Here is a 20,655-nt window from a genome sequence, read left to right as displayed (position 1 = left end):
TTACCTTGCGCCCATGAAGCGTGAGTTCCTCCTCAATATCGTTTTCCTGTTGACGGCCAACCTGCTGATCAAGCCGTTCTACCTTTTTGGCATTGACCGGACGGTGCAGAATACAGTATCGGAAAACGAGTACGGGCTGTACTTTGCTCTCTTCAACTTCACGTTCCTGTTCCAGATCGTCAACGACTTCGGGATACAGAACTACAACAACCGGAATATTGCGCAGCACAGGCACTTGCTGGTCAAGTACTTTCCAAACCTGATCGTGTTAAAAGGGCTCCTATCGATCCTCTATCTGGCCCTTGTGTTAGGCATAGGCTGGTGGGCGGGCTATACCCTGCCGCACTTTAGCCTCCTGCTTTTTATCGCATTGAATCAAATCCTGTTTTCGCTCGTACTGTACCTCCGCTCGAATGTATCCGGGCTGGGGCGCTACCGGCTGGACAGCCTCCTTTCGGTTACCGATCGGTTGTTGCTCATCTTGATTTGCAGTGTGCTGCTTTGGGGCAACCTGGTGCCAGGGCCTTTTCGGATAGAATGGTTTGTCTGGGCACAAACCGCATCGCTCAGTATGACGGCACTGATCGCCATGAGTATTGTCACGCGCAGACTCCCCCGCTTCCGCTTACGCGTCAACCCGGTATTTTTGCGTTACCTGCTTCGGGAAAGTGCCCCTTATGCGCTGAGTATTTTCCTTATGTCAGCTTATTACCGCCTGGACGGCCTAATGATTGAGCAGTTGCTGCCGGACGGAGCAACCGAAGCAGGCCTTTATGCCTCCGCCTACCGGCTTTACGAAGCCGCAAACATGGTAGGCTTTCTTTTTGCCGGCTTACTTTTGCCCCTATTCTCGCGCATGCTAAAGGAGCAAACTTCGGTAGCACCGCTGGCTTACTTTAGCTTTAAGCTCATCACACTTAGCGGCCTCATTTTACTGGTGGGCGCAGGGGCTTACCATACTGAGATCATGGAGCTGCTGTATGATAGTGGCTCGGCTTACTCCGGTCGCATTCTTGTGTTCCTCTGTGCAAGCTACCTGGCCGTTTCAGGGACGTATGTCTTTGGCACCCTGCTCGTTGCCAGCAACCATACCCGGCAACTGAACTATGTATTCGGTATCGGACTGGGCATTAACCTGACCCTGAACCTTTGGCTCATTCCCAGCCTTAAGGCAGAGGGCGCTGCCATTGCGACCCTGGCTACACAGGTGTTTGTTATTGCAGGTGAGCTATGGGTGGCTTCCCGGCAGTTGCAGCTCAGGGTCCCACTCACAACCTGGGGGCAACTGGCGGGCTCACTTCTCCTGCTGTTGGCTGCTGCGCAAAGCCTAAACTACTGGGCTCCCTTCGATTGGTATTGGTCGTTTCTCGCAATTTTAGGTATAGGTGGAGTGCTCGCACTGTCATTTGTATGGCAAAGCAATTCGATTATAGACTTTAGCCGCAGAAAAACCACTTAGCTTCAGTCTTCAGGTAGCACATTTACCACAAGGCGTGTATTTCCTAACCGCCACTCATTGTGGCCAGCTGGTTGGAAGCCAGAGAATACTGGTACACAGACAATAGGCCGAAGTTTGTACCTTCGCCTCTTCAAGTTTTTGTCACATCCATGAAGCAACAACTGTTAAAAGCCCTGAAAGAGGTCGAGCATTTCGCGGAGGGGTCTAAATGGCAACGCCTGCGGGCTACCCCCGCACGATACCTTTATGCTATTGGGTTCCGGGAAACGCTGTATCGTTATCAACGCAAGGGCAAACTAAAAACAATACAGACGTTTTTTGGTGAACGGATGCAGGTAGTCCTTCCCGCCGGCACGGACCTTTACCTCGTTGGCGGAAAAACCCATAGCTCAGAGATTCGGCTGGCCCGGTTTATGATTCAGCAATTGGAGCCCGGCGATGTATTTGTGGATATTGGAGCGCACTTTGGCTACTTTTCTCTGCTTGCGGCTACGCTTGTAGGAAAAGGCGGTAAAGTATTCGCTTTTGAAGCGGCTGAGGACACCTTTTCCTGCCTTTCTACCAACCTTAAGCCCCTTCCCAACTGTCTGGCAGTACATGCAGCCGTTAATGCTGATGGGCAGGCGGTTACTTTTTTCGAATTCGACCCCTTGCATTCAGAGTATAACTCTACGGACGTGAAGCAATTTGAGGGGCAGGACTGGTTTGAAGGCAATCAGCCAAAGCGTAAAGAAGTCAGAGGTGTGCAGCTCAGCCGTTTTTTAGAAGAAACGGCCATGACCCCAAACCTGATCAAAATTGATGTGGAAGGCGGAGAAGCGGCTGTCATTGAGGGCGCACTGCCATTTTTGCATAAACACCCTGTGCCGATTGTGATGGAGTACCTCAATCCGGAACGGGGCAATACCCCACATCGGGAAGCCGCATGCGACCTGTTGAACGCAGGATATACGCCCCATGCTATTCAGCAAAGCGGCAGCTTGCTACCCTTGCCAGATATTGAAAACTGGTATATGGAGCAGGGCATAGATTCTGATAATATCGTTTTCGTGCATCCAACTTTGGCAAAGCCTTAAAATTCAAGCTAAAGGGAGTACTTTTGCACAAATTTTTTGACCAGTACAGATAAATGGAACAGAAAGACAACCTTTTAGATATCATTCGGACGCTCTTTCGCTGGAAGAAGCAGATTATCACCGTTTGCGCATTGACAGGTATAGGAGCGGTAGCGATCAGCCTGTTCCTCCCCAATTACTACAAGGGCACTACGGTATTCCTGGCCGTCAGCCCGGACCAGGCCAAACCTGATGCCCTCTTTGGTGACGGACAGACCCGGACGGCCTACTATGGTAATGAAAATGACATCGACCGATTGCTCACCATCGCACAGTCGGGCATGCTGATCAACTTCCTCGTGGATACTTTCCAACTCTACCAGCACTACGAAATTGACCCCGGCCAGCCCAAGGCGGAATTTAAGGTAAGAGATAAATTTGCCAGGCTTTATGAGGTGGAAAAGACCAAGCGGGATGCCATTGAGCTGAGTGTGGAGGACAAAGACCGCACCATGGCCGCTGCTATGGCCAATACCGCCCGCCGCAAAATCGGCGAAATGGCCCGGCAACTCATCCGGGAAGGGCAGCTACGGACTATAAACTCCTATCAAAGTAATATTGAGAGCAAAGAAGCTCAGCTAAAAGCCTTAAGTGACAGCCTGATCGCTAAACGCCGCCGCTACGGAATCTATAACATCGACGGGCAATCTGAAGCCCTGACCAGTCAGGTATCAGAAGCGGAAGCGAAGCTCGTGCAAAGCCAGGCCCGCCTCAAAGCTCTTGAGGAAACGCAGGGCGTACCCCGGGACACCATCCTACAGCTGCGGGCTTCTGTCAGGGGCCTCGAAGGGTCCTATGCCAATGTTTCTAAGCGTATGGAGCGCTTCAATGATGGTATGGCCGAAGTGGGCACCCTCAATCGCCAATACCTTGAGGCCAATGCTACCCTGAGCGAAGATAAGGAGCGCCTGAAGCAGACCCTGTCCGTCTATAATTCCGATATACCATCTATTGTAGTGGTGGAAAAAGCAGAAGTGCCGCTTATTAAATCCCGCCCCAAGCGGAGTTTCATCGTGATTGGCGCAGTAGCCATTGCCTTTCTTTTCTCCGTCATTGGTGTCTTAATTCTGGACACCTATCAGGATGTCGACTGGAAATCTGTTTACAAAGGATCCTAATTGAAAGCAAAAGGAGTACATAGCACCTTAGACCGAATCCACCATTGGTGGGCACAGCAAGGACAACCACAACGGTTTTTCCTGGCCTACGCTGCCCTGATGATGCTTTCGCTCTTTACAGCCATTGCCGGCTCCTGGTACTTCCTGGCTGCCATCCCTGCGGCATGTATCATTGTGTACCTCACAATTGTGGATGTGCGGGCGGTGTTCACCCTGCTGCTTATCTGCATCCCCCTTTCCACCGAACTGCAATTACCCAATGGTTTGGGGCTGGACCTTCCCACAGAACCCCTGATGGTGGGGCTCATGCTTGTTAGCATCCTTCTCTTAGTCCGGCAGGGGCTCAGCATAGACAAAAGACCTCTGCTGCATCCCATTACCCTGCTGCTGAGCCTTCATATCGGGTGGATAGCCATCAGTGCTTTTTTATCCCATCAGCCAGTCGTATCCTTTAAGTTTCTGGCAGGAAAGCTCTGGTATATTGCCCCATTCTACTTCCTGGCAATCCGGATGCTAAAAACAGAACAAGATCTCAAACGCTTTTTCTGGTCTGTATTTGCGCCCCTGATCGTTACCATCCTGATCGTTACGGCACGCCATGCCACTCAGGGCTTTACTTTTGCAGAAATCCACTGGGTGCTCACTCCGTTTTACCGCAACCATGTTTCCTACGCTGCAATCATCGTGCTATTTACCCCGTTTGTATGGTTCATGCGGCAATGGTATCCCAAAGGGAGCCTGGCCCGCTTGGCTATTACCCTAAGCCTGCCGGTGCTTCTGATCGCAATACAGCTGTCCTATACCCGGGCGGCTTATGTAGCTGTTGTGGCAGCGATCGGTGCATACTATATACTGCGCTGGCGGTTGACAAAGTGGGTATTGGCTCTGGCTGTAGCCGGTAGTATCGCCGGGCTCGTTTATATGATCAGCGATAACCGCTATCTTGACTATGCGCCCAACTATGAAACGACCGTGACTCACAAGGATTTCAACAACCTGATACAAGCCACTTACGAACTGGAGGATATCTCAACGATGGAGCGCCTCTACCGGTGGGTCGCAGGCTTCAATATGTCCGCTGCGGAGCCTTTGTTCGGGTTTGGACCGGGCAACTTTTACTTTTTCTATAAGTCTTATACCGTCACGAGTTTCACAACTTATGTCAGTGACAACCCGGAACGATCCGGCATTCACAATTACTACCTGATGACCCTCGTGGAACAGGGCATACCGGGGTTACTCCTCTTCCTGATATTGATTTTCTATGCACTGGTCCGGGGCGAAGCCATATACGCCAATGCCCGCACCAAACGGGACAAACAGATTGCCATGATGGCGATGCTGTGCATCATTATTATCTCCGTGATGCAACTCATCAATGATTTGATTGAGACCGATAAGGTAGGTCCGTTTTTCTTTATGTCCCTCGCTATTTTAGTCAACCTTGACCTTAAGCACCGCCGCCGTTTGCAGGAAGAGCAAGGGGTTTAAAAGCGGATACTCTTGCCCCAATTGTCCAGCTCTTCATCCGTCCACAAGTCAGGGAAGAAAATAATGCGCTGCTTGCGGGGCGGCAGATAGTCCTGCCAGTTGGTCCCGCCGGTGGCTTCTATCACCTGTGGTTTAGCATCCAGGTACCGTACCGCACTGCGCAGATGCGAAAGCGGCCAGCGCACTTCGATATTAAAGTCGTAATGGCGCATCAGTTGCTTAAGTTCTTCGTCTTGACGGTCAGCCTCCGGTAGGCGCAGGTAGGCCTGCCAAAGATTGCGGTGGCGCATTTCCCTGCCCAGATCCTGAAATTCCTCTGCGTACTTTTGCTCAAATTGCTTCAGGGTGAGGGTTTTCTTGCCCGTGGCCAGTTCGGTAGCACCCGATTTCCAATATAACCTTTGGTACAACTCCTCCACCGGGCTGTCCGGGGCTACTTCTTCCCGTTTGCTGCCGTGCACCAGGCGGTACATATCCGTACTCATCAACTCGATTTTCCGGTACTGTGCCGACTGAAAGCCGCTCGCAGGCAGCAGGCTCATCCGGAATTTCAGGAATTCGTCCCGGTCCATGCCTTCCACCATAATATCAAAAGAGCTGACCAGGCTGTCGAAGTAGCGGTTGACTCGGGTGACCTGCCGTTTGAAGAAGTCAAGCCCGGGCGCTTCCGCATCAAGCAGTTGCTCAATAGCAAGCAGGCTAAGCTTGAAGTAAAGCTCTGTGATCTGATGATAAAGAATGAAAATTTTCTCGTCAGGAAAGGGTGTCTCCGGTGTTTGGAGGCTCAACAGGGTGTCGAGATGAATGTAATCCCAGTAAGTGAGGTAATCTGCATACAATAGACCGTCCAGATAAGACAGGATATCCTGCCCCATGACGGAATATTTTTCCTCCAGCTGTTCCAGGCGTTCCAGGATTTCGTGGGTAAGCTCCATAGGGTTATACTGCAATTTGGTTATCCGCTAAGGCGTAGCCCCAAATATATACAAATCAACCCAAGGAGGAGGCTACCTCCAAGATTTAACAGTGCATAAGCATATTGCCCGCTCTGCAGGAGGCTAAAGGACTCCCCGGAAAAAGTGCTGAACGTGCTGAACCCACCACAAAAACCAGTCATGAGCAGCCATTGCCCTTCCTGACTGATACGCCCGTGCAGGGCTTGCCCCATCAGATAACCCAGCAGGATACAGCTGACTATATTCGCGAACAAGGTGGCATAGGGGAAGCCAGGGTTCCAGAAATGCAGCGCCCTGCCAATACCGAAGCGGGCCAAACTACCGAATCCACCACCCAGAAACACCCAAAATACTGCCTGCATGAAACTAGAATACCATTTTTTTTGCCCGATAGCGCCCTACGGCCCAGTGCAGGTAATACGTCAGTGCACTTGCCAGGCTGATGATTAACAATAGCAGTGCATGAAGCCCCAGCAGTCCGTCCAGCACCACCACCAAGGTAATGAAAAGAATGCTGACGCCGGTGAGAATAGCCGTGGTCATCGTGTGGCTAAAGCCAAAATCAACGAGCAAATGGTGAATGTGACGGCGGTCGGGCGCAAAAGGAGACTGCCCGCGGGCAATGCGGGTCAGAAAAACACGCACCGTATCAAAAACCGGCAGAATCGCTACACTAATTGCAAAAACAGGCCCATTATTTATTTTGTAGGGATTACCACCAGGCAGTTGGTAATTGACCTCAATAAAGGAAGTGATCAAAATCGAACAGGTCATGCCAATGACAAGGGACCCGGAATCGCCCATGAAGGTTTTGGCGGGCGTATAATTAAATTTGAGAAAAGCCACACAGGCACCAACCATCGCAAAAGACAAAATGGATAGCTCGATACGCCCGACCCAGAAAAACCAGCCCCCCAGCATACCGGCAGCCAGGGTCCCGAGACTACCAGCCAGCCCGTTGATACCGTCGATCAGGTTGAACCCATTGATGATAAGCATAAACACAATTATGGTCAGTGCACGAAAAACATTCACATGCAAAATATCATGCACCCCAAAGAGCCCGTAGCAGCCTTCCAGATAAATACTGCCCTGCAAAACAATGATCAGCGCTGCGAAAAACTGTGCAGCAAATTTAGTCTGAGGCAGAATGGGAGCAAGGTCATCCTTAAGGCCAACCAAAAACATCAACAGCAAGGCACAGAGTATATACTGTAAGTTGGCAAAGTTTTGAAACGGTGTCCACATCAATACCGAAAAAATCGTACCACAGAAAATACCAATACCTCCCAGAGCAGGCGTACTGATGGTATGCGAACTACGCTCCCCCGGTACCTCGCAAAGATTACGGTCCCGGGCGATCTTAATGATGTACGGGATAGCCAGATAGGCCATCGCAAATGCGGTAAGAAAACAAAGCAACAAGATAAACATGATAGCGGAGGGTTTTCATGAGACAAAATGGGTCGCCGACTGTTCCGTGGCGCTGTATACGCCAACCTGGGTGAGTGTTATGTTTATCTAAAGTGTTGTCCAACTCTGCTTATTGCTCTAAAATTAATTCTTTTTCCAAAAAATAAGCAGCCTTCCCACCAAAAAATACTTTTCGCTCATCTACAACGGTAAAATACGTTTTATAACTAAAAAATTAGTTAAAAGCTTTTATAACTAAAAAATACGTTATAGATTTGTATACCATAGAAGTGTAAGTATACCATGAAGCTATTAGCATTTTTAGCCATTTTACTCTTCCCAATCTTTGGGACTGCACAAGTGGAGGACAGCCTTCAGCTGGAGCAATACTTTGCAGAAGCGGAACGCCGGATCGCCGCTTACGACTTTGACGGCGCACTCCAGCAACTGAGCACCTGCTACATCAGGCGGCCCGGGCACATTCCCTATCTGCTCCGGATCGGATATTGCCACACACAGCTTGGCCGCTATCCGGACGCCAAACTGTTTTATGGTGAGGTGCTGAAACTCGACAGCCTGCATACCACTGCTCTAAGTGCTCTGGGCAGTATCTACGAGCGGGAGCGGAACTACAGAAAAGCACAATCCTACTTTACCCAGCTTACGCAAATTGACAGCACCAATAGCTATTACTACAAAAAATCAGCGAATATTGCCTTGCATCAGGGGGATGCGATCCACTCGCTCCAACAGTTTATCAAAGCTCACAGCTTGAATCCTGCAGATACGGAAGTCATCACCCGGCTGTCCACTATTTACCTGGCTATGGATGAGCTTGGCTTTGCAGCCGAAATGATAGAAAAAGGGCTACAACTGGATGCCCGGAACATCCCCCTCCTGCAGGCAAAAGCCCGGTTGCACCACAAACAAAAAGCCCATGAGCTCGTGGCGGCCACCATTGAAAGCATTATGGTGCAGGGCGATACCAGCGAATATTACCAGATGATGCTCGGCGTAGCTTATCTGCACATCGATAGTCTGGAGCTTTCGCTCGCACATTTGCAGGCAATCGTGGACCGGGAGGAAGACACCGAACATACGCACCACTATCTGGGGCTGGTTCACCGGAAACTGGGTAATATGGAACAGAGTCAGGCTCATTTTGAGCAAGCCATTGACAAAGGGATTTCACCTAAAATAGGGACCTATTTCAATGACCTGGGCAACCTTGCAGAACAACAAGGGGACTTGCGTACCGCTATTGACCACTACCGCTCCGCTATTTCCTACGGCGCCCCCGTGGAAACGCATTTTTTCCTGGCACGGGCTTCCGATCAGTACTTCAAAGACAAAAGTATAGCGCTGCGCCACTATCAGGACTACCTCGGCACCGGTCATAAGGAGTTCCAGGCCTATACCGAGCAGCGCATCGGGCAATTAAAAGAAATCATACACTTTCAACAGTAACGCATAATGAATAAACTAACGAAAGCGGAAGAAGAGATCATGCAGATTATCTGGGAGATTGCACCTTGCACGGTGAGCGACATCCGCAACTACATGGTGGAAGAAATGGGGCTGGAAAAGCCACCCCACAGCACCGTGTCAACGATGGTCCGCATACTGGACGACAAGAAAGACTTCCTGAAACACACCGCTTATGGCCGGACCTTCGTGTACGAGCCCAAAGTCACCAAGGACGAATACAGCCGGCAGTCCGTGCGCACCCTCGTGCAAGATTACTTCGGAGGCTCCATGAACCGCCTCGTTTCCTTTCTGGTGCAGGAGGAAGACCTCAGCCTGCGGGAGCTCAACGACCTGATGGGCAAACTTGAAGAAGAATAAACCGAACGATCATGCTATCCTATATTCTACAAGTCAGCATTTGCTGGGGTATTTTTTTCCTGCTCTATGCACTGTTGCTTAGCCGGACCACCTTCTTCAGCTGGAACCGGGCGTACCTCATGCTCACCCTCATCATCAGCCTGGCTTTGCCCGCTCTGGAATGGCCGGTGCCCGAGGCTCCCTCTACAGTAGCCCTGCAAGCGGCGTACTACATGCAGCCCATCACCATTGGGGTACAGCAGCTGGAGGTCATTGTGACCGCCGCACCGGAAACAGCCGCACCGGAAAGCAGCTCCCCCGTGCTCAACTGGCGGTCTGTTTTGCTCCTGATCTATTGGATTGGTGTTGCCGTAGCAGGCGTTCGGCTGCTCTATGGCATGTGGCAGATTTATGCGCTGTACCGAAAAAGTGAGCAGCATAAACGGCAGACGTACACCCTGGTCAGCACCCCTACCCTACACACTCCATTTTCCTTTTTCCGGTTGCTGTTCTGGAGCCGGGCACTCTCCTACCCCAAAGCCGATGCGGCAAAAATCATCCGGCATGAACAAGCCCACATGGATGGCTGGCACAGCCTCGACATTCTGATTGCTGAAATACTGGGCGTGCTGTTCTGGTTCAACCCGCTCATTTACCTCTACACCCGCTCTCTGCGTACGGTGCACGAATACCTGGCTGACGAAGCCGTGCTGCACCACTCCAAGAAAACAACATACGGCCATTTGTTGATTCGGCAATCGCAATCCGGACAAGCGATTGCCTTAGCTAACCATTTTTCACACGTACAATTAAAAAAACGGATTCTAATGATGACGAAGAAGAAATCACACCGACATCAACTCCTGCGGTATGCGCTTGCGCTGCCGCTGCTGGCCGCCCTGGCATTCGCCTTCACCCTGCCCGCTACGCCCACAGCTCCTGCCAAAGCAACCCTGACAGAAGAAGAGGGGCCAAAGCCTGTATTCAAAGGTTGCGAAACGCTGGCGCTGGAAGCCGCTCAGCAGAAATGCACCACTGAAAAGCTGATGGCATTCATACAGCAAAAGCTACAATACCCGGAAGCAGCCAAAGCAGCCGGACAGGAAGGCATGGCGGTAGTCGAATTTACGGTAAGTAAAAGCGGAGCAATTGAGGACATCAAAGTCCTTAAAAGTGCCGGAGAGGCGCTTGATCAGGCAGCGGTGGCTGTCGTTCGCCAGCTACCCGACTGGGTACCGGCAACGGACGAAAGCGGACAGGCGGTGGCAGCAAAAATGACCTTGCCCTTCAAATTCAAGCTGCCGGCATCAGATGGTGGCGACGAGGTTTTCCAGGTTGTGGAAGAGATGCCCCGCTTCCCGGGCTGTGAGGAAATTGCCAATGCAGAAGAGCGGCAGGCCTGCGCCAATCAGGAGCTTATGCTTTACATTTACGAAAACCTGATCTACCCCAAAGCCGCCAAAGAAGCCGGGGTAGAAGGCATGCCAGTGCTTAAGCTGGTCATTGGCAAGGATGGTGCCATCAAGGATTACAGCATCAGCCGCCCTGCCAATGAGGCCCTTGATGCCGAGGTCCTGCGCGTCGCTCAGCAAATGCAGCAGGAAATCACCTGGGTGCCAGGCGTGGAGCGTGGGCGCAAGGTGAACGTTGCCCTCCAACTTCCCATACGTTTTAAACTGGAGGACAAAGCCGAAGAAGTACAGGAAGTTGCTCCGGCTGACGGGGAGGCATTCAAAGTAGCGGAGCAAATGCCCCGCTTCCCCGGCTGTGAGGAGCTGGAAGAACCACAGGCAAGGGAAAAGTGTGCACAAAAGCGCTTGTTGGAATTCGTCTACCAAAACATCAAATACCCGGCTGAAGCCCGGGCGGCCGGCACCCAAGGCGTTGTTGTCGTCAAGCTGATCATCGCACCAACTGGCAAGGTTCGGGAATACAGCATAGTACGCTCCGTTGCTCCGGTGTTAGATGAAGAGGTACGCCGTATTGCCCGGCTGATGCAGGAACAAGTCACATGGGTGCCCGGCGAGCAGGGCGGTAAAAAGGTAACCGTCGAATTCAATCTGCCCGTATCCTTCCGTCTGCCTGAGCTGGAAACCAAGGAAGAAGAAGTAGCACACAAAGATGCGCTCAAGGTGACCGGCTTTTCAAAAGAGGAAAAGCCAGTGCGCCTGAGTGACCCCGATGGCCCGGCGGCACTGATTGTGCTTAACGGCATAGCTTATCCTGGTGTTAGAGATATTGAAGAACAGTTTGACATCAAGCCTGATGATATTGACCGCATCAGTGTGCTCAAAGGAGAAGCCGCCATTGAGAAGTATGGTCAGGACGCTGCAAATGGCGTAATTGAAATCTACACCAAGTCTGGTCAGCCTGGTTCGCAGGGGGGGCTGTCATCTCAGCCATTGCAGTTACAGCGGTTCCGGGTCGCCCCCAACCCAACGAGCGGAGAGCTCCGGGTCCGTTTTAAAGGCGAAGCGTTGCCCACCACACTCCGCATCCTTAGCCTGACCGGGCAAGAGCTACTACAGCGCCCGTTCCCCGGCTTTGACGGACAGGCAGATGAAACCCTGGACCTGAGCAACCTGCCTAAAGGTACGGTGCTGCTGGAGGTCCGGCAGGGCGAGCGGGTTTATGTGGAGAAGGTGGTGGTGAAATAAGAGAGCAACACCTGAACCCAGTGTTCAAAGGCCAGTGTGGATAATCGTTCTGCACTGGCTTTTATTAACTGACCTTTCGCACGCGAAATATTTGGAAAATTGATTAATAATGTCAGGGCAGTTATCTTGCAGCTCAAAGGAGCGAAAGATGAAAGACCCAAAGTTACTAGACTTGTATTCGGACTACCTGCTGGCATCGTTTCGCATGGCGACAGCCACCGGCTTGTCCGAGCTGACCGATCAGGCACTGAGCCATGACAAGATCAGCCGTTTTTTAGGGCAGGAAGCCTTCACGGCAAAGGACTATTGGCGTTGCATAAAGCCTTTGGTACGTAAAGTGGAGCACCCGGACGCGGTCATCAAGATAGATGACACGATCGAGGAGAAGCCGCACTCTACGGAGAATGAAGTGGTCACTTGGCACTGGGACCACTCCAAGAAGCCGAAAGCGGGGCACACCAAAGGGATCAACATCCTGAATTTCCTTTACCAGAGCCCACAGGGCATAGAGCTGCCTGTTGCTTTTGAGATCGTGCGCAAGTCGCAAGAATACGTGGATACCAAAAGCGGGCAGGTAAAGAAGCGCAGCCCCCGCAGCAAGAACGAGATGCTGCGCGACCAGCTTTTTGCACTTGTCAAATACAACCGCGTGCCCTTCCGCTATGTGGTCTGGGACACTTGGTTTGCTGCCAAGGAGAACTTTGAGTTCGTGCACTATGAGCTGGGCAAGCATTTTATCAGTGCCTTAAAGAGCAACCGCAAGGCTGCCCTTACCATGGAAGACAAACTGGAAGGCAAGTTCCACCGAGTCGACGGGCTAGAACTGCAAGCAGGCCAGGCCATTACTGTTTACCTTAAAGGGCTGGACTTCCAAGTCCAGCTGGTCAAACAGGTCTTTATAAACCAAGACGGCTCAACTGGAGACTTGTACCTGGTCACCAACGATCTGGAGCTAAGCGGCCCAGCTATCTGCACAACCTACGGGACACGCTGGGGAGTGGAGGTATTCCACAAATCGCTCAAACAAAACGTGGGGCTGGAAAAGTCCCCCACCAAGCACGAGACATCCCAGTGCAACCATGTTTTTGCTGCCATGATTGCCTGGACTAAACTCGAACTGCTGTCTGCAAAAGAGCAGACCAACCACTTTGCCCTAAAAACCAAAATTTATGTCAATGCCCTCAGGGCGGCTTTTCAAGAGGTGCAAAGGCTCAAAGCCTATGTCCCTGCAATTGGGCCGCCAAACGGGCTAGCCACCCCTCTTTTGGGGTAAGGCTTTGATTAACTTGTTCATGCGAGTGCTTTTTCAGTGCCATGCACTGAGTGGGATTGCTGTGCCAAGCACCCTGAATACTGCTAATTTTTTCAATTATCATAACCTTTCGCGTGCGAAAGGTCAGTTATTAAAAGAAATCCCACCACCGGTTCACCGCCCCTGAGGCACGCAGGTACGCCCTCAACGCCACTAGCAGGGCGATCAGCACAAGGGCCCAATACCAGTAGGGATGTAAACGTTCATTCGTAGAAGCCTCGCTAAGTTGACGTTCATACTCAATGTCGTCCAGATCGGCATCTCGGAAGTCAGGGTCGGCAGATTGCTGTTTTTGGAAATCCAGACGGGCGATGATGCGTGTGGCTTCTTCCAGGTCCTGAGCGCGAACATGCAGCCCGATATCGCCTCCACCGCCCAGAGGAAGGGCGGTCATGATGTTAGTATTGGAAATATAGTGAGGAATACCGGCTTCCCGCAGGCGGGCTGCATAAAGGTGCGCTTCTGATGCCCTGAAAAAGTGCCTGGCCACAACGATGCGGCTATCTTCCTCAAACGAACCAAAATAATCCAGAATTTGCTCTTCCATGCGGGAAACCGGTTATAAATTATTCCTCCGCTGCTTCGGCGGCTTCCGCTTGTGCATTGACCTGCTGCACCTCTTTGTCGATGTAGTAAAGGCTCTGCGGGCCATCACCGATGAGCTTGATGCGGTCCAGGATGGTGCGCATCAGGGCTTCTTCCTCCCGCTGCTCTTCCACGTACCACTGCAGGAAGTTGAGTGTGGTGTGGTCGTTTTCGTCGTAACCAATCTTGAGCAGTTTATGAATAGACGCCGTCACTTTCTGCTCGTGGTGATACACCTGCTCGAACAGCGCCCGGATGGATTCAAACTCGTGGGGCGGCTGATCAATGCCCGGTGCTTTCGCGAAAGCGTCCACTTCGCTGAGGTAGTGGAAAATTTTCAGCATGTGCATGCGCTCTTCCTCGGACTGACGGTGCATGAACTGTGCGCAGCCTTCCAGCCCCTGAGCATCACACCAGGAGGCCATAGATAAGTACAACTGAGAAGCGTAGCCCTCCAAAACGATCTGTTCGTTGAGGGCATTTTCCATGTTTTTTGAAATCATAACTTCAGGTATTTTCCGGGAGCGTTCTGCTCCGCTTTTTTCCAGAAAACACGAAATTACGGAAAAACCATCAGACCTGAAGCATCGGCAGGCGTACTTCAAAAACCCCGTCATCAGCCGAGATTGACACGGGGTCATTCGTGAAATACCGGTAGCGGTTCCTCACATTGGCCAGACCAGTGCCGGTGCCGGGCATGACTTGTGCCTTGGGCTGCAGTTTATTGACCACCACCAGATTACCGCCCTCCACCCTTACAGCTACCGTCAACGGCTTTCCTTTCGCAATAACGTTGTGCTTGATGGCATTCTCAAATAAAATTTGCAGCGAAAGCGGCACCACCTGCATGGCTTTGGCAGGCTCCGGCACATCCAGTTCCACCTGTAGGTTGTCCCCAAAGCGCTCCTTAACCAGAAATACGTAGGCGTGCAAAAACTTCAGTTCTTCTGCGAGGGTGACCAGCTTTTTGTCTTTCATCTCCAGAATGTAACGGTACACCCTCGATAACTTCTGAACAAACTGCACGGCTTTTTCCTGGTCCTCCGGGATGAGGTAGGTCAGGGTATTAAGGCTGTTGAAAAGGAAATGTGGGTTCACCTGGTTTTTCAAGCCTTCCAGTTGGGATTCGACCTGCTCCCGGCGCAGCTGCTCGGTCTCCAGCAAAGTGCGCTTCCAGTTCTGGTAAAGATAAATGGACTCATAAATCGTACCCACCAGCGCAACGATGAGCAAAGAGCCGGCAATCATACTCGTATCCTCCGCATTTTGCTCAGGCACCAGGGCCAATATTGGCTGGCAAATTTTCCAAAGCAATATATTCACGAGCACGAACCCCACGACCAGAGCAATGCCGGTATAAAGGAGGCGCATAGTGGTTTGATTAGCGCCGGTATAACGCCTGCGGAAGTAAATGAAGATCTGACGGCTAACCAACCAATAGGCTACTGTATACATAAATGAAATGCCCCACTTCGGTAAATACCGGAGCAGGCCGCTTTCTAATGTACCATTAAACAGCAGCAGCGGAATAAAAAAACTCAGCAGCGGAATCCCAATCCACATCAAAAGCCGATCGTCTATTCCTATGGCTTGCCTGACTGTCATTTGGTGCTTCATGGCCTCAACATTAAACTACCGGAGCTAGAAACAACCCAACTCCGGTAAGTAAGATACTCAAGAGTTTAGGAAATTAAAACTGTAAGCGGTACATGATGTCCGGAAAAAACCCGGATTGCAGCACCCGGTCAACGTTGTTGGTCTCAGGGTTGTAGCGTAAATCAAAGATATTGTCATTATTGGTGATGTTCTGCAAGTCGATGAAGAACTGCTGGGACAAGCGCTTCCTCTTGCTGTTGAGCTGGTAGCCAAACTTCAGGTCGAGACGAAAGTAGGGATCGAAGCGCTCACTGAATGCCACACCTTCCTGCAGCACCTCCACTCCGGCAGCTCTTGAGGCTTCCAGGTCAACCGGGGTGTAGTAACGGCCACCGGCATTGCTCAGGCGCATGTCAAAGGTCAGGGCATTACGCTTGTCCTTTCCAATCTTAAATTCTTTGCCTGCCAGGAAGTTGACCACGTAGCCGTTGTTGAAAGCGGTATTGCGTTCGATTTCATCACTGCCTTCATACCTGGAATCGAAGAACGAAGCGGTCAGCAATCCATAGTACCCGCTGCTAAAGAATTTCTCCAGGGTAAGTTCCAGCCCGTAGTTCGTCCCGGTGCCTTCATTCACCAGGCGCCCTGTTTCCGGGAAGACGAAGTCTGCACCGGCGTTGAGCATGGAGAAGCTGCTAGCGAAAGGCTGCACCGGCACATCGCTAATCGCCTGATAGTACGTTTCCACTTTGGCCCGCCAGCTTGGGGCAATGCTCCAGTCGTAGCCCAGCACGAAGTGGTTGCTGCGGGTGAAGTCCAGGCTTTCATTAGATCGTACAAGCTCGCCGGTGGCAGGGTCGGTTTCTGTGAAGAAGAAGACCGGCAGCGGCTGCATTTGGTGGTGCAGGCCATAGCCCAGGCTAAAGGCATGTTTAGGGTGTACCTGCCAGTTTAGGGTGGCACGTGGCTCTACTGCTGAGGTTTTATTGATGTCGAGATACTGGGCGTGCACGCCTGCCTGCAGCGACAGGTTATCATTGAAGCGATACACCCCTTGCGCGAAGGCCTGCATCAGCGTCATACTGCCTTCAAAATCCCGCACCACGACCCAGTCAGGCTCGCCGTCCTCATCAAGGTCAGGGCGGCCGTCCCGGTCGTCTACACGGGTATCAAGCTGATAGTTTTCTGCCACAATACCTGTCCGCAGGGTAAATCGTGCATTGAATTTTTTGTTCAGGAAAGAAGATACCGCCAGGGTATTGGTCACGTCGCTGACTTCGGTAACCCGGAGCTTGCTTTCTCCATCGTCCAGGAAGTTATCCTGCTCAAAACCGGAACGTGCAGTGGAAGCAGACACCACGGTCCGGATGTAGGCATTCTCGCCAACAATAAGGTTATGGCGCAAACCAATGATACCTAATTGAGAATCGGCGTACGCATCTTCATTAGGGCTGGCGAAAAGGTCTGCCTCATCAATTTCATCACCCAGGAAGTCAATATCGCTCGTCGCGCCGATGCCGAAAAGGGTGAACTTACCGGCTTTTCCATTTGCAAAATCCAGATTGAAGCTCAGGTCGCGGTAATTGGGCGTGGCATTGGTGCCCACCGGAATACCGAGCTCGTCTGCCAGCCCGACAAAGGAGTGGCGGTAGCTCACCAGGTAAGAACTATTCTTTGCCTTAGACAATGGGCCCTCTGCCATCGCTTCCACTCCGCTGAAGGCCGCCAATTGGAACATGTATTCGTGCTCGTCGCGGTTGCCATTGCGGAAGCCCACATCGAAAACGCCGCCAAGGGCATTGCCATACTCCGCCGGGAAGGCTGAAGTCAGGAAATCGGAGGTTTTGAGCAGGTTGGGATTTAGCGCACTGACCGGTCCGCCGGTGGTACCCAGCGTGGAAAAGTGGTTCGGATTGGGAATGGGAATGCCATTGAGGCGCCAAAGTACGCCCGTAGGCGAGTTGCCCCGGATGACGATGTCGTTGCGGCTGTCATCAGCTACGGCTACCCCGGCAAAACTTCCTGCCAGGCGGGCCACGTCGTTGCGCCCACCCGAAAAGCGGGTAACTTCTTCGGGGTTGAAAGAGCGGGCACTGATAGTCGCCATTTCGTTCTGTGCCTTGCCTTTCTCCACCTTAGCAGTGACCACTACCTCATCCATTTGGACAATGGATTCCTGCAGGCTGAGGTTGAGAGCGGTTTGCTTGCCGGCGGTCACCAGGACGTTAGGAATGGTCACCGTTTCGTACCCCAGGTAGGAAATGCGAAGTTGATGCCGCCCCACCGGGATGCCTTCAATGGCAAAACGCCCGTCAAAATCGGTAGCAGTGCCTTTGGAAGGCTCGACGCTAAGCACTTCGATTGTAGCGCCAATAACAGGCATTTCAGATTGCTGGTCAGTTACCGTTCCTTTGATGGTTTGCACCGGTTGTGCCAAAAGGGTCCCTGCAATGAACAGGAGTATCGGAAATAAGAAAAATCGAGTCATGATCAGATTAGGTATTTGTGAGTGATGGTACAAAGGTGTACGCTTCTCTCCCCTTCCACCACTTATTTCTGATCAGCCGTAGATATCGGGCCCTGAACCGTAGGCCATCGGTTATGAACCGTCACCCCATGCTTCCCGGATTTGCCTGCGCAGCCCGGTTTTTATGGTTTCTGTCGTAAAAGCAGCATCAATAGCGGCATCTAAAGTTACCCGATATTGATCAGGTGACCAATGAAAAGCATTTCCGATCCGCCGGTATTCTTCACTGAGTGAGACGTTGACGAGCGTCCGGCCATCGGTATTGATACTGAGCGGGAAGCCCTCCTGTAATAATTGGTGGACCGCATGGTCGGGCATAGCCGGGTAAATATCAGTCTGAATATTGCTCGTGGGGCAAATTTCCAGGTGTAGCCCTGCAGCCCGGACCTCGTCCATCAAACGTGGGTCTTCAGTAATGCGGACGCCGTGCCCCATCCGGCTCAGGTGAAGGTACTTCATAGACTCACGCACACTTTCCGGGCCCCGGGCTTCCCCGGCATGTGCCGTAGCCGGAATGCCTTTTTCGTGCACGTACTGAAAAGCAGAGATATGCGGTGCCAGTTCAAAATTGGCTTCGTCTCCGGCGATATCGAAGCCTACAACTCCCTGACCGTGGTAGCGTGCAGCCAAACGGGCAGTTTCCATACTCTGCGCCTCACCAAACCGCCGAAGGGTACAGAGAATAAGCCCCGTGTGTATACCTTTCTCCTGCTGTCCCTCTTTTAGGGCTTCAAGTACGGTTTCCACCACTGCCTCAGGCGACAGCCCCTGCTGCGTATGCAAAAGCGGAGCGAACCGGATCTCGGCATAAATGACCTTTTCTGCCTGCAGGGTTCCCAGCAAGTCCAGCGTAGCCAGGCGCAATGCCTTGCGGGACTGCAACAGCTCGAAGCCCTTTACAGCACGCTTTAGAAAATCAGCCAGGTCTTTGCATTTGGGCGGGGCAATAAACTCCTCCTCAAAGACCTGCGCAGATAAGCCGGGCTTCAGCTGACGGGCTACCGGGTAGCTGACCGAGCAATCCAGATGTAGGTGCAACTCTACTTTTGGCAGAGCAGAATAGTCCATAGAGCGAATAATTTTGAAGGTGCTAACTTACGGGCATTATTTTAGGCACGGAAACATTTTACGCCATTACCCAACTGCATGCTGAATTTTAAATCAAAGAGCTGGCTGGAACAATACCTGGCTTACCGTCAGGACAAACCGCTAATGCCCAAAGTACCGGTTGAGCTGCCGGAAGCGCTCATACAGCATGGGGAGCGGTTTGAAAGCCTCCACCATCCGCTTTACCTGTGCATGCAGCGCTCCGGGATTTCCTTCGGCTTTCCCGTTGCCTACCCGTTTGAAGCCACCGATGGACGTATACAGCGGATGAAACGCCCGGATTTAGCAAAATTCATCCTGCTTGACACCTTGCTCTACACTGCCCTTCTCATCGAGGGGCAACCTACCGGGCAGGCATATAAGGATATGGTAGCGAGGTTTGGTCGTACGCTGCGCCAATACTACCAACAACTGCACGGGCGGGGCGCCGGGCAAACGCATAACTTTGTCGAGGAAATCCTCTTTGAGCGGGTACAGTATAAGCGCAGTTATTTTGATTTTCGCCGCAGCGGCATCAACAGCCACTTGTTTTGGGACATCTACGGCTTTCAGCGGTATTATGAAAAACAACTTAGCGGGGAGCCCTCTGCTGAATGGGCAGCCGCTTTGCAGGAAGAACTGAAGGCCCTGAAGATCCTCACGCTGAAGGTTATCGCAGCAGCGGTCCATGCCGACTGGGAGGTCACGCGCCAGGAAAAGTTCCTGCTCCGGCAGTTCCGGAAATCTGCCCGCATCCTGACACCAGGAGAACAGCATGCTATTCGCAACCTCATCCGTTCCGGCCCTTCTGCCTGGGACATACAGGTACCGGAAAACCTCCACTGGGCCGGGCGGCGTTTCCTGCTGGATATTGCACTGATGGGTGTATACGCTGATGCTGAAATTGATTTGCAGGAGATTCACCTGCTGGAAGAGCTGGCCTTCAGGCTCCGCCTTACGGAAGATGATCTGATCAGCAGTAAAGCCAACCTTGGCCTGTTCCTGTTTCAGTACGGCGAGCAACTGCGGTTCTATAAAGCCCGAAAAGCCGGGATGTACCTGGTGTGGGAAGCCGTAGCAGAAAACACACTTAAACTGGGCCGGGCAGCAAAGATGGAAGCTGTGGAAACCCGCGAAATGGCCATCACCCTTAGCCGTTTGCTGCGCAGAAAGTTCCGGCCTCACGGAGATACCCCTCTGCCATCTGAACAGGAAATAAAGGCAGCCATAGAGCAACTCAAAGACCTGCCCAGGTTTCTGCCTTTTTTTAGCCTGATTTTTATGCCCGTCCCTGGTATTACCGAGTTGTATATTGTTACTGCGCTTAGCCTGGAGCGGTTCAGCAAAGGGAAAATCAGCCTGCTCCCAAGCCAGCTCCGGCAGCTGTCGAAACGGGAAGAGGAGGAATAGCCCGGTATGTTCAGGCCATACCCCTGCAAAAGAAGAAGCTGGCTGCATCCTTAATAATGGCAGAAGTTTGGTATGAATACCCCAATTAACAGGGCTAATAATTGTG

The 20,655-nt window shown here is 51.9% G+C and carries 17 protein-coding genes; 9 read left to right on the top strand and 8 right to left on the bottom strand.

Annotated features, from left to right (window positions below; translation table 11 throughout):
* Window positions 1-13: 13 nt before the first annotated feature.
* From IX84_RS14225 to IX84_RS14210, 4 genes are all read left to right on the top strand, one after another.
* Entirely contained in the window at window positions 14-1,459 is a 1,446-nt protein-coding gene (locus IX84_RS14225; RefSeq protein WP_052516014.1) for an oligosaccharide flippase family protein, read from the top strand.
* Between the two features lie 149 nt (window positions 1,460-1,608).
* The gene (locus IX84_RS14220) at window positions 1,609-2,535 is read left to right on the top strand and encodes an FkbM family methyltransferase (protein ID WP_044221953.1); all 927 of its coding nucleotides are present in this window, start codon (window positions 1,609-1,611) and stop codon (window positions 2,533-2,535) included.
* Window positions 2,536-2,588: 53 nt separating this feature from the next.
* Window positions 2,589-3,692, top strand: a complete 1,104-nt coding sequence (locus IX84_RS14215) for a Wzz/FepE/Etk N-terminal domain-containing protein (protein ID WP_044221950.1) — start codon at window positions 2,589-2,591, stop codon at window positions 3,690-3,692.
* Entirely contained in the window at window positions 3,693-5,183 is a 1,491-nt protein-coding gene (locus IX84_RS14210) for an O-antigen ligase family protein (RefSeq protein ID WP_152605061.1), read from the top strand. It abuts the gene before it with no gap.
* On the opposite strand, the gene IX84_RS14205 is transcribed toward IX84_RS14210, so the two are convergent.
* From IX84_RS14205 to IX84_RS14195, 3 genes are read right to left on the bottom strand one after another with little or no spacing between them, the layout of a single operon-like run.
* Window positions 5,180-6,118: a tryptophan 2,3-dioxygenase family protein gene (locus IX84_RS14205; protein WP_044221947.1), complete on the bottom strand. Its 939-nt coding sequence runs from the start codon at window positions 6,116-6,118 to the stop codon at window positions 5,180-5,182. The two genes, IX84_RS14210 and IX84_RS14205, sit on opposite strands and share 4 nt — an antisense overlap.
* Before the next feature lie 20 nt (window positions 6,119-6,138).
* The gene (gene crcB, locus IX84_RS14200; protein WP_044221944.1) at window positions 6,139-6,501 is read right to left on the bottom strand and encodes a fluoride efflux transporter CrcB; all 363 of its coding nucleotides are present in this window, start codon (window positions 6,499-6,501) and stop codon (window positions 6,139-6,141) included.
* A 4-nt stretch (window positions 6,502-6,505) separates the two neighbouring features.
* Window positions 6,506-7,573: a glycosyltransferase family 4 protein gene (locus IX84_RS14195; RefSeq protein ID WP_044221941.1), complete on the bottom strand. Its 1,068-nt coding sequence runs from the start codon at window positions 7,571-7,573 to the stop codon at window positions 6,506-6,508.
* A gap of 282 nt (window positions 7,574-7,855) precedes the next feature.
* Here IX84_RS14195 and IX84_RS14190 point away from each other — a divergent pair, with 282 nt between their 5' ends.
* The 4 genes from IX84_RS14190 to IX84_RS14175 all read left to right on the top strand — a co-directional run bounded on the left by IX84_RS14190 (window position 7,856) and on the right by IX84_RS14175 (window position 13,306).
* On the top strand, window positions 7,856-9,019 hold the full coding sequence (locus IX84_RS14190) for a tetratricopeptide repeat protein (RefSeq protein WP_044221938.1): 1,164 nt from the start codon (window positions 7,856-7,858) through the stop codon (window positions 9,017-9,019).
* A 6-nt stretch (window positions 9,020-9,025) separates the two neighbouring features.
* Window positions 9,026-9,397, top strand: a complete 372-nt coding sequence (locus IX84_RS14185; protein ID WP_044221935.1) for a BlaI/MecI/CopY family transcriptional regulator — start codon at window positions 9,026-9,028, stop codon at window positions 9,395-9,397.
* 11 nt (window positions 9,398-9,408) lie between these two features.
* The gene (locus IX84_RS14180) at window positions 9,409-12,033 is read left to right on the top strand and encodes a TonB family protein (RefSeq protein WP_044221933.1); all 2,625 of its coding nucleotides are present in this window, start codon (window positions 9,409-9,411) and stop codon (window positions 12,031-12,033) included.
* A gap of 148 nt (window positions 12,034-12,181) precedes the next feature.
* Window positions 12,182-13,306, top strand: coding sequence for an IS701 family transposase (locus IX84_RS14175; protein WP_044215897.1), 1,125 nt, complete (start codon window positions 12,182-12,184; stop codon window positions 13,304-13,306).
* A 130-nt stretch (window positions 13,307-13,436) separates the two neighbouring features.
* Here IX84_RS14175 and IX84_RS14170 read toward each other — a convergent pair whose 3' ends face one another.
* The 5 genes from IX84_RS14170 to add form a co-directional block, all read right to left on the bottom strand.
* The gene (locus IX84_RS14170) at window positions 13,437-13,892 is read right to left on the bottom strand and encodes a putative signal transducing protein (protein ID WP_044221930.1); all 456 of its coding nucleotides are present in this window, start codon (window positions 13,890-13,892) and stop codon (window positions 13,437-13,439) included.
* Between the two features lie 19 nt (window positions 13,893-13,911).
* Window positions 13,912-14,418 (bottom strand): ferritin, encoded by a 507-nt coding sequence (locus IX84_RS14165; RefSeq protein WP_238578283.1) that lies wholly within the window; start codon window positions 14,416-14,418, stop codon window positions 13,912-13,914.
* Window positions 14,419-14,503: 85 nt separating this feature from the next.
* Window positions 14,504-15,547 (bottom strand): sensor histidine kinase, encoded by a 1,044-nt coding sequence (locus IX84_RS14160; protein WP_081968764.1) that lies wholly within the window; start codon window positions 15,545-15,547, stop codon window positions 14,504-14,506.
* 73 nt (window positions 15,548-15,620) lie between these two features.
* On the bottom strand, window positions 15,621-18,014 hold the full coding sequence (locus IX84_RS14155; RefSeq protein WP_044221924.1) for a TonB-dependent receptor: 2,394 nt from the start codon (window positions 18,012-18,014) through the stop codon (window positions 15,621-15,623).
* A 111-nt stretch (window positions 18,015-18,125) separates the two neighbouring features.
* The gene (gene add, locus IX84_RS14150) at window positions 18,126-19,121 is read right to left on the bottom strand and encodes an adenosine deaminase (protein WP_044221921.1); all 996 of its coding nucleotides are present in this window, start codon (window positions 19,119-19,121) and stop codon (window positions 18,126-18,128) included.
* 78 nt (window positions 19,122-19,199) lie between these two features.
* On the opposite strand from add, the gene IX84_RS14145 reads away from it, so the two are divergent.
* Window positions 19,200-20,549 (top strand): tellurite resistance TerB family protein, encoded by a 1,350-nt coding sequence (locus IX84_RS14145; RefSeq protein WP_044221917.1) that lies wholly within the window; start codon window positions 19,200-19,202, stop codon window positions 20,547-20,549.
* Window positions 20,550-20,655: the final 106 nt, after the last annotated feature.

This window comes from Phaeodactylibacter xiamenensis (genome assembly GCF_000759025.1).
GTDB lineage: Bacteria > Bacteroidota > Bacteroidia > Chitinophagales > Saprospiraceae > Phaeodactylibacter > Phaeodactylibacter xiamenensis.
This window is presented reverse-complemented; position numbering and strand designations above follow the sequence as displayed.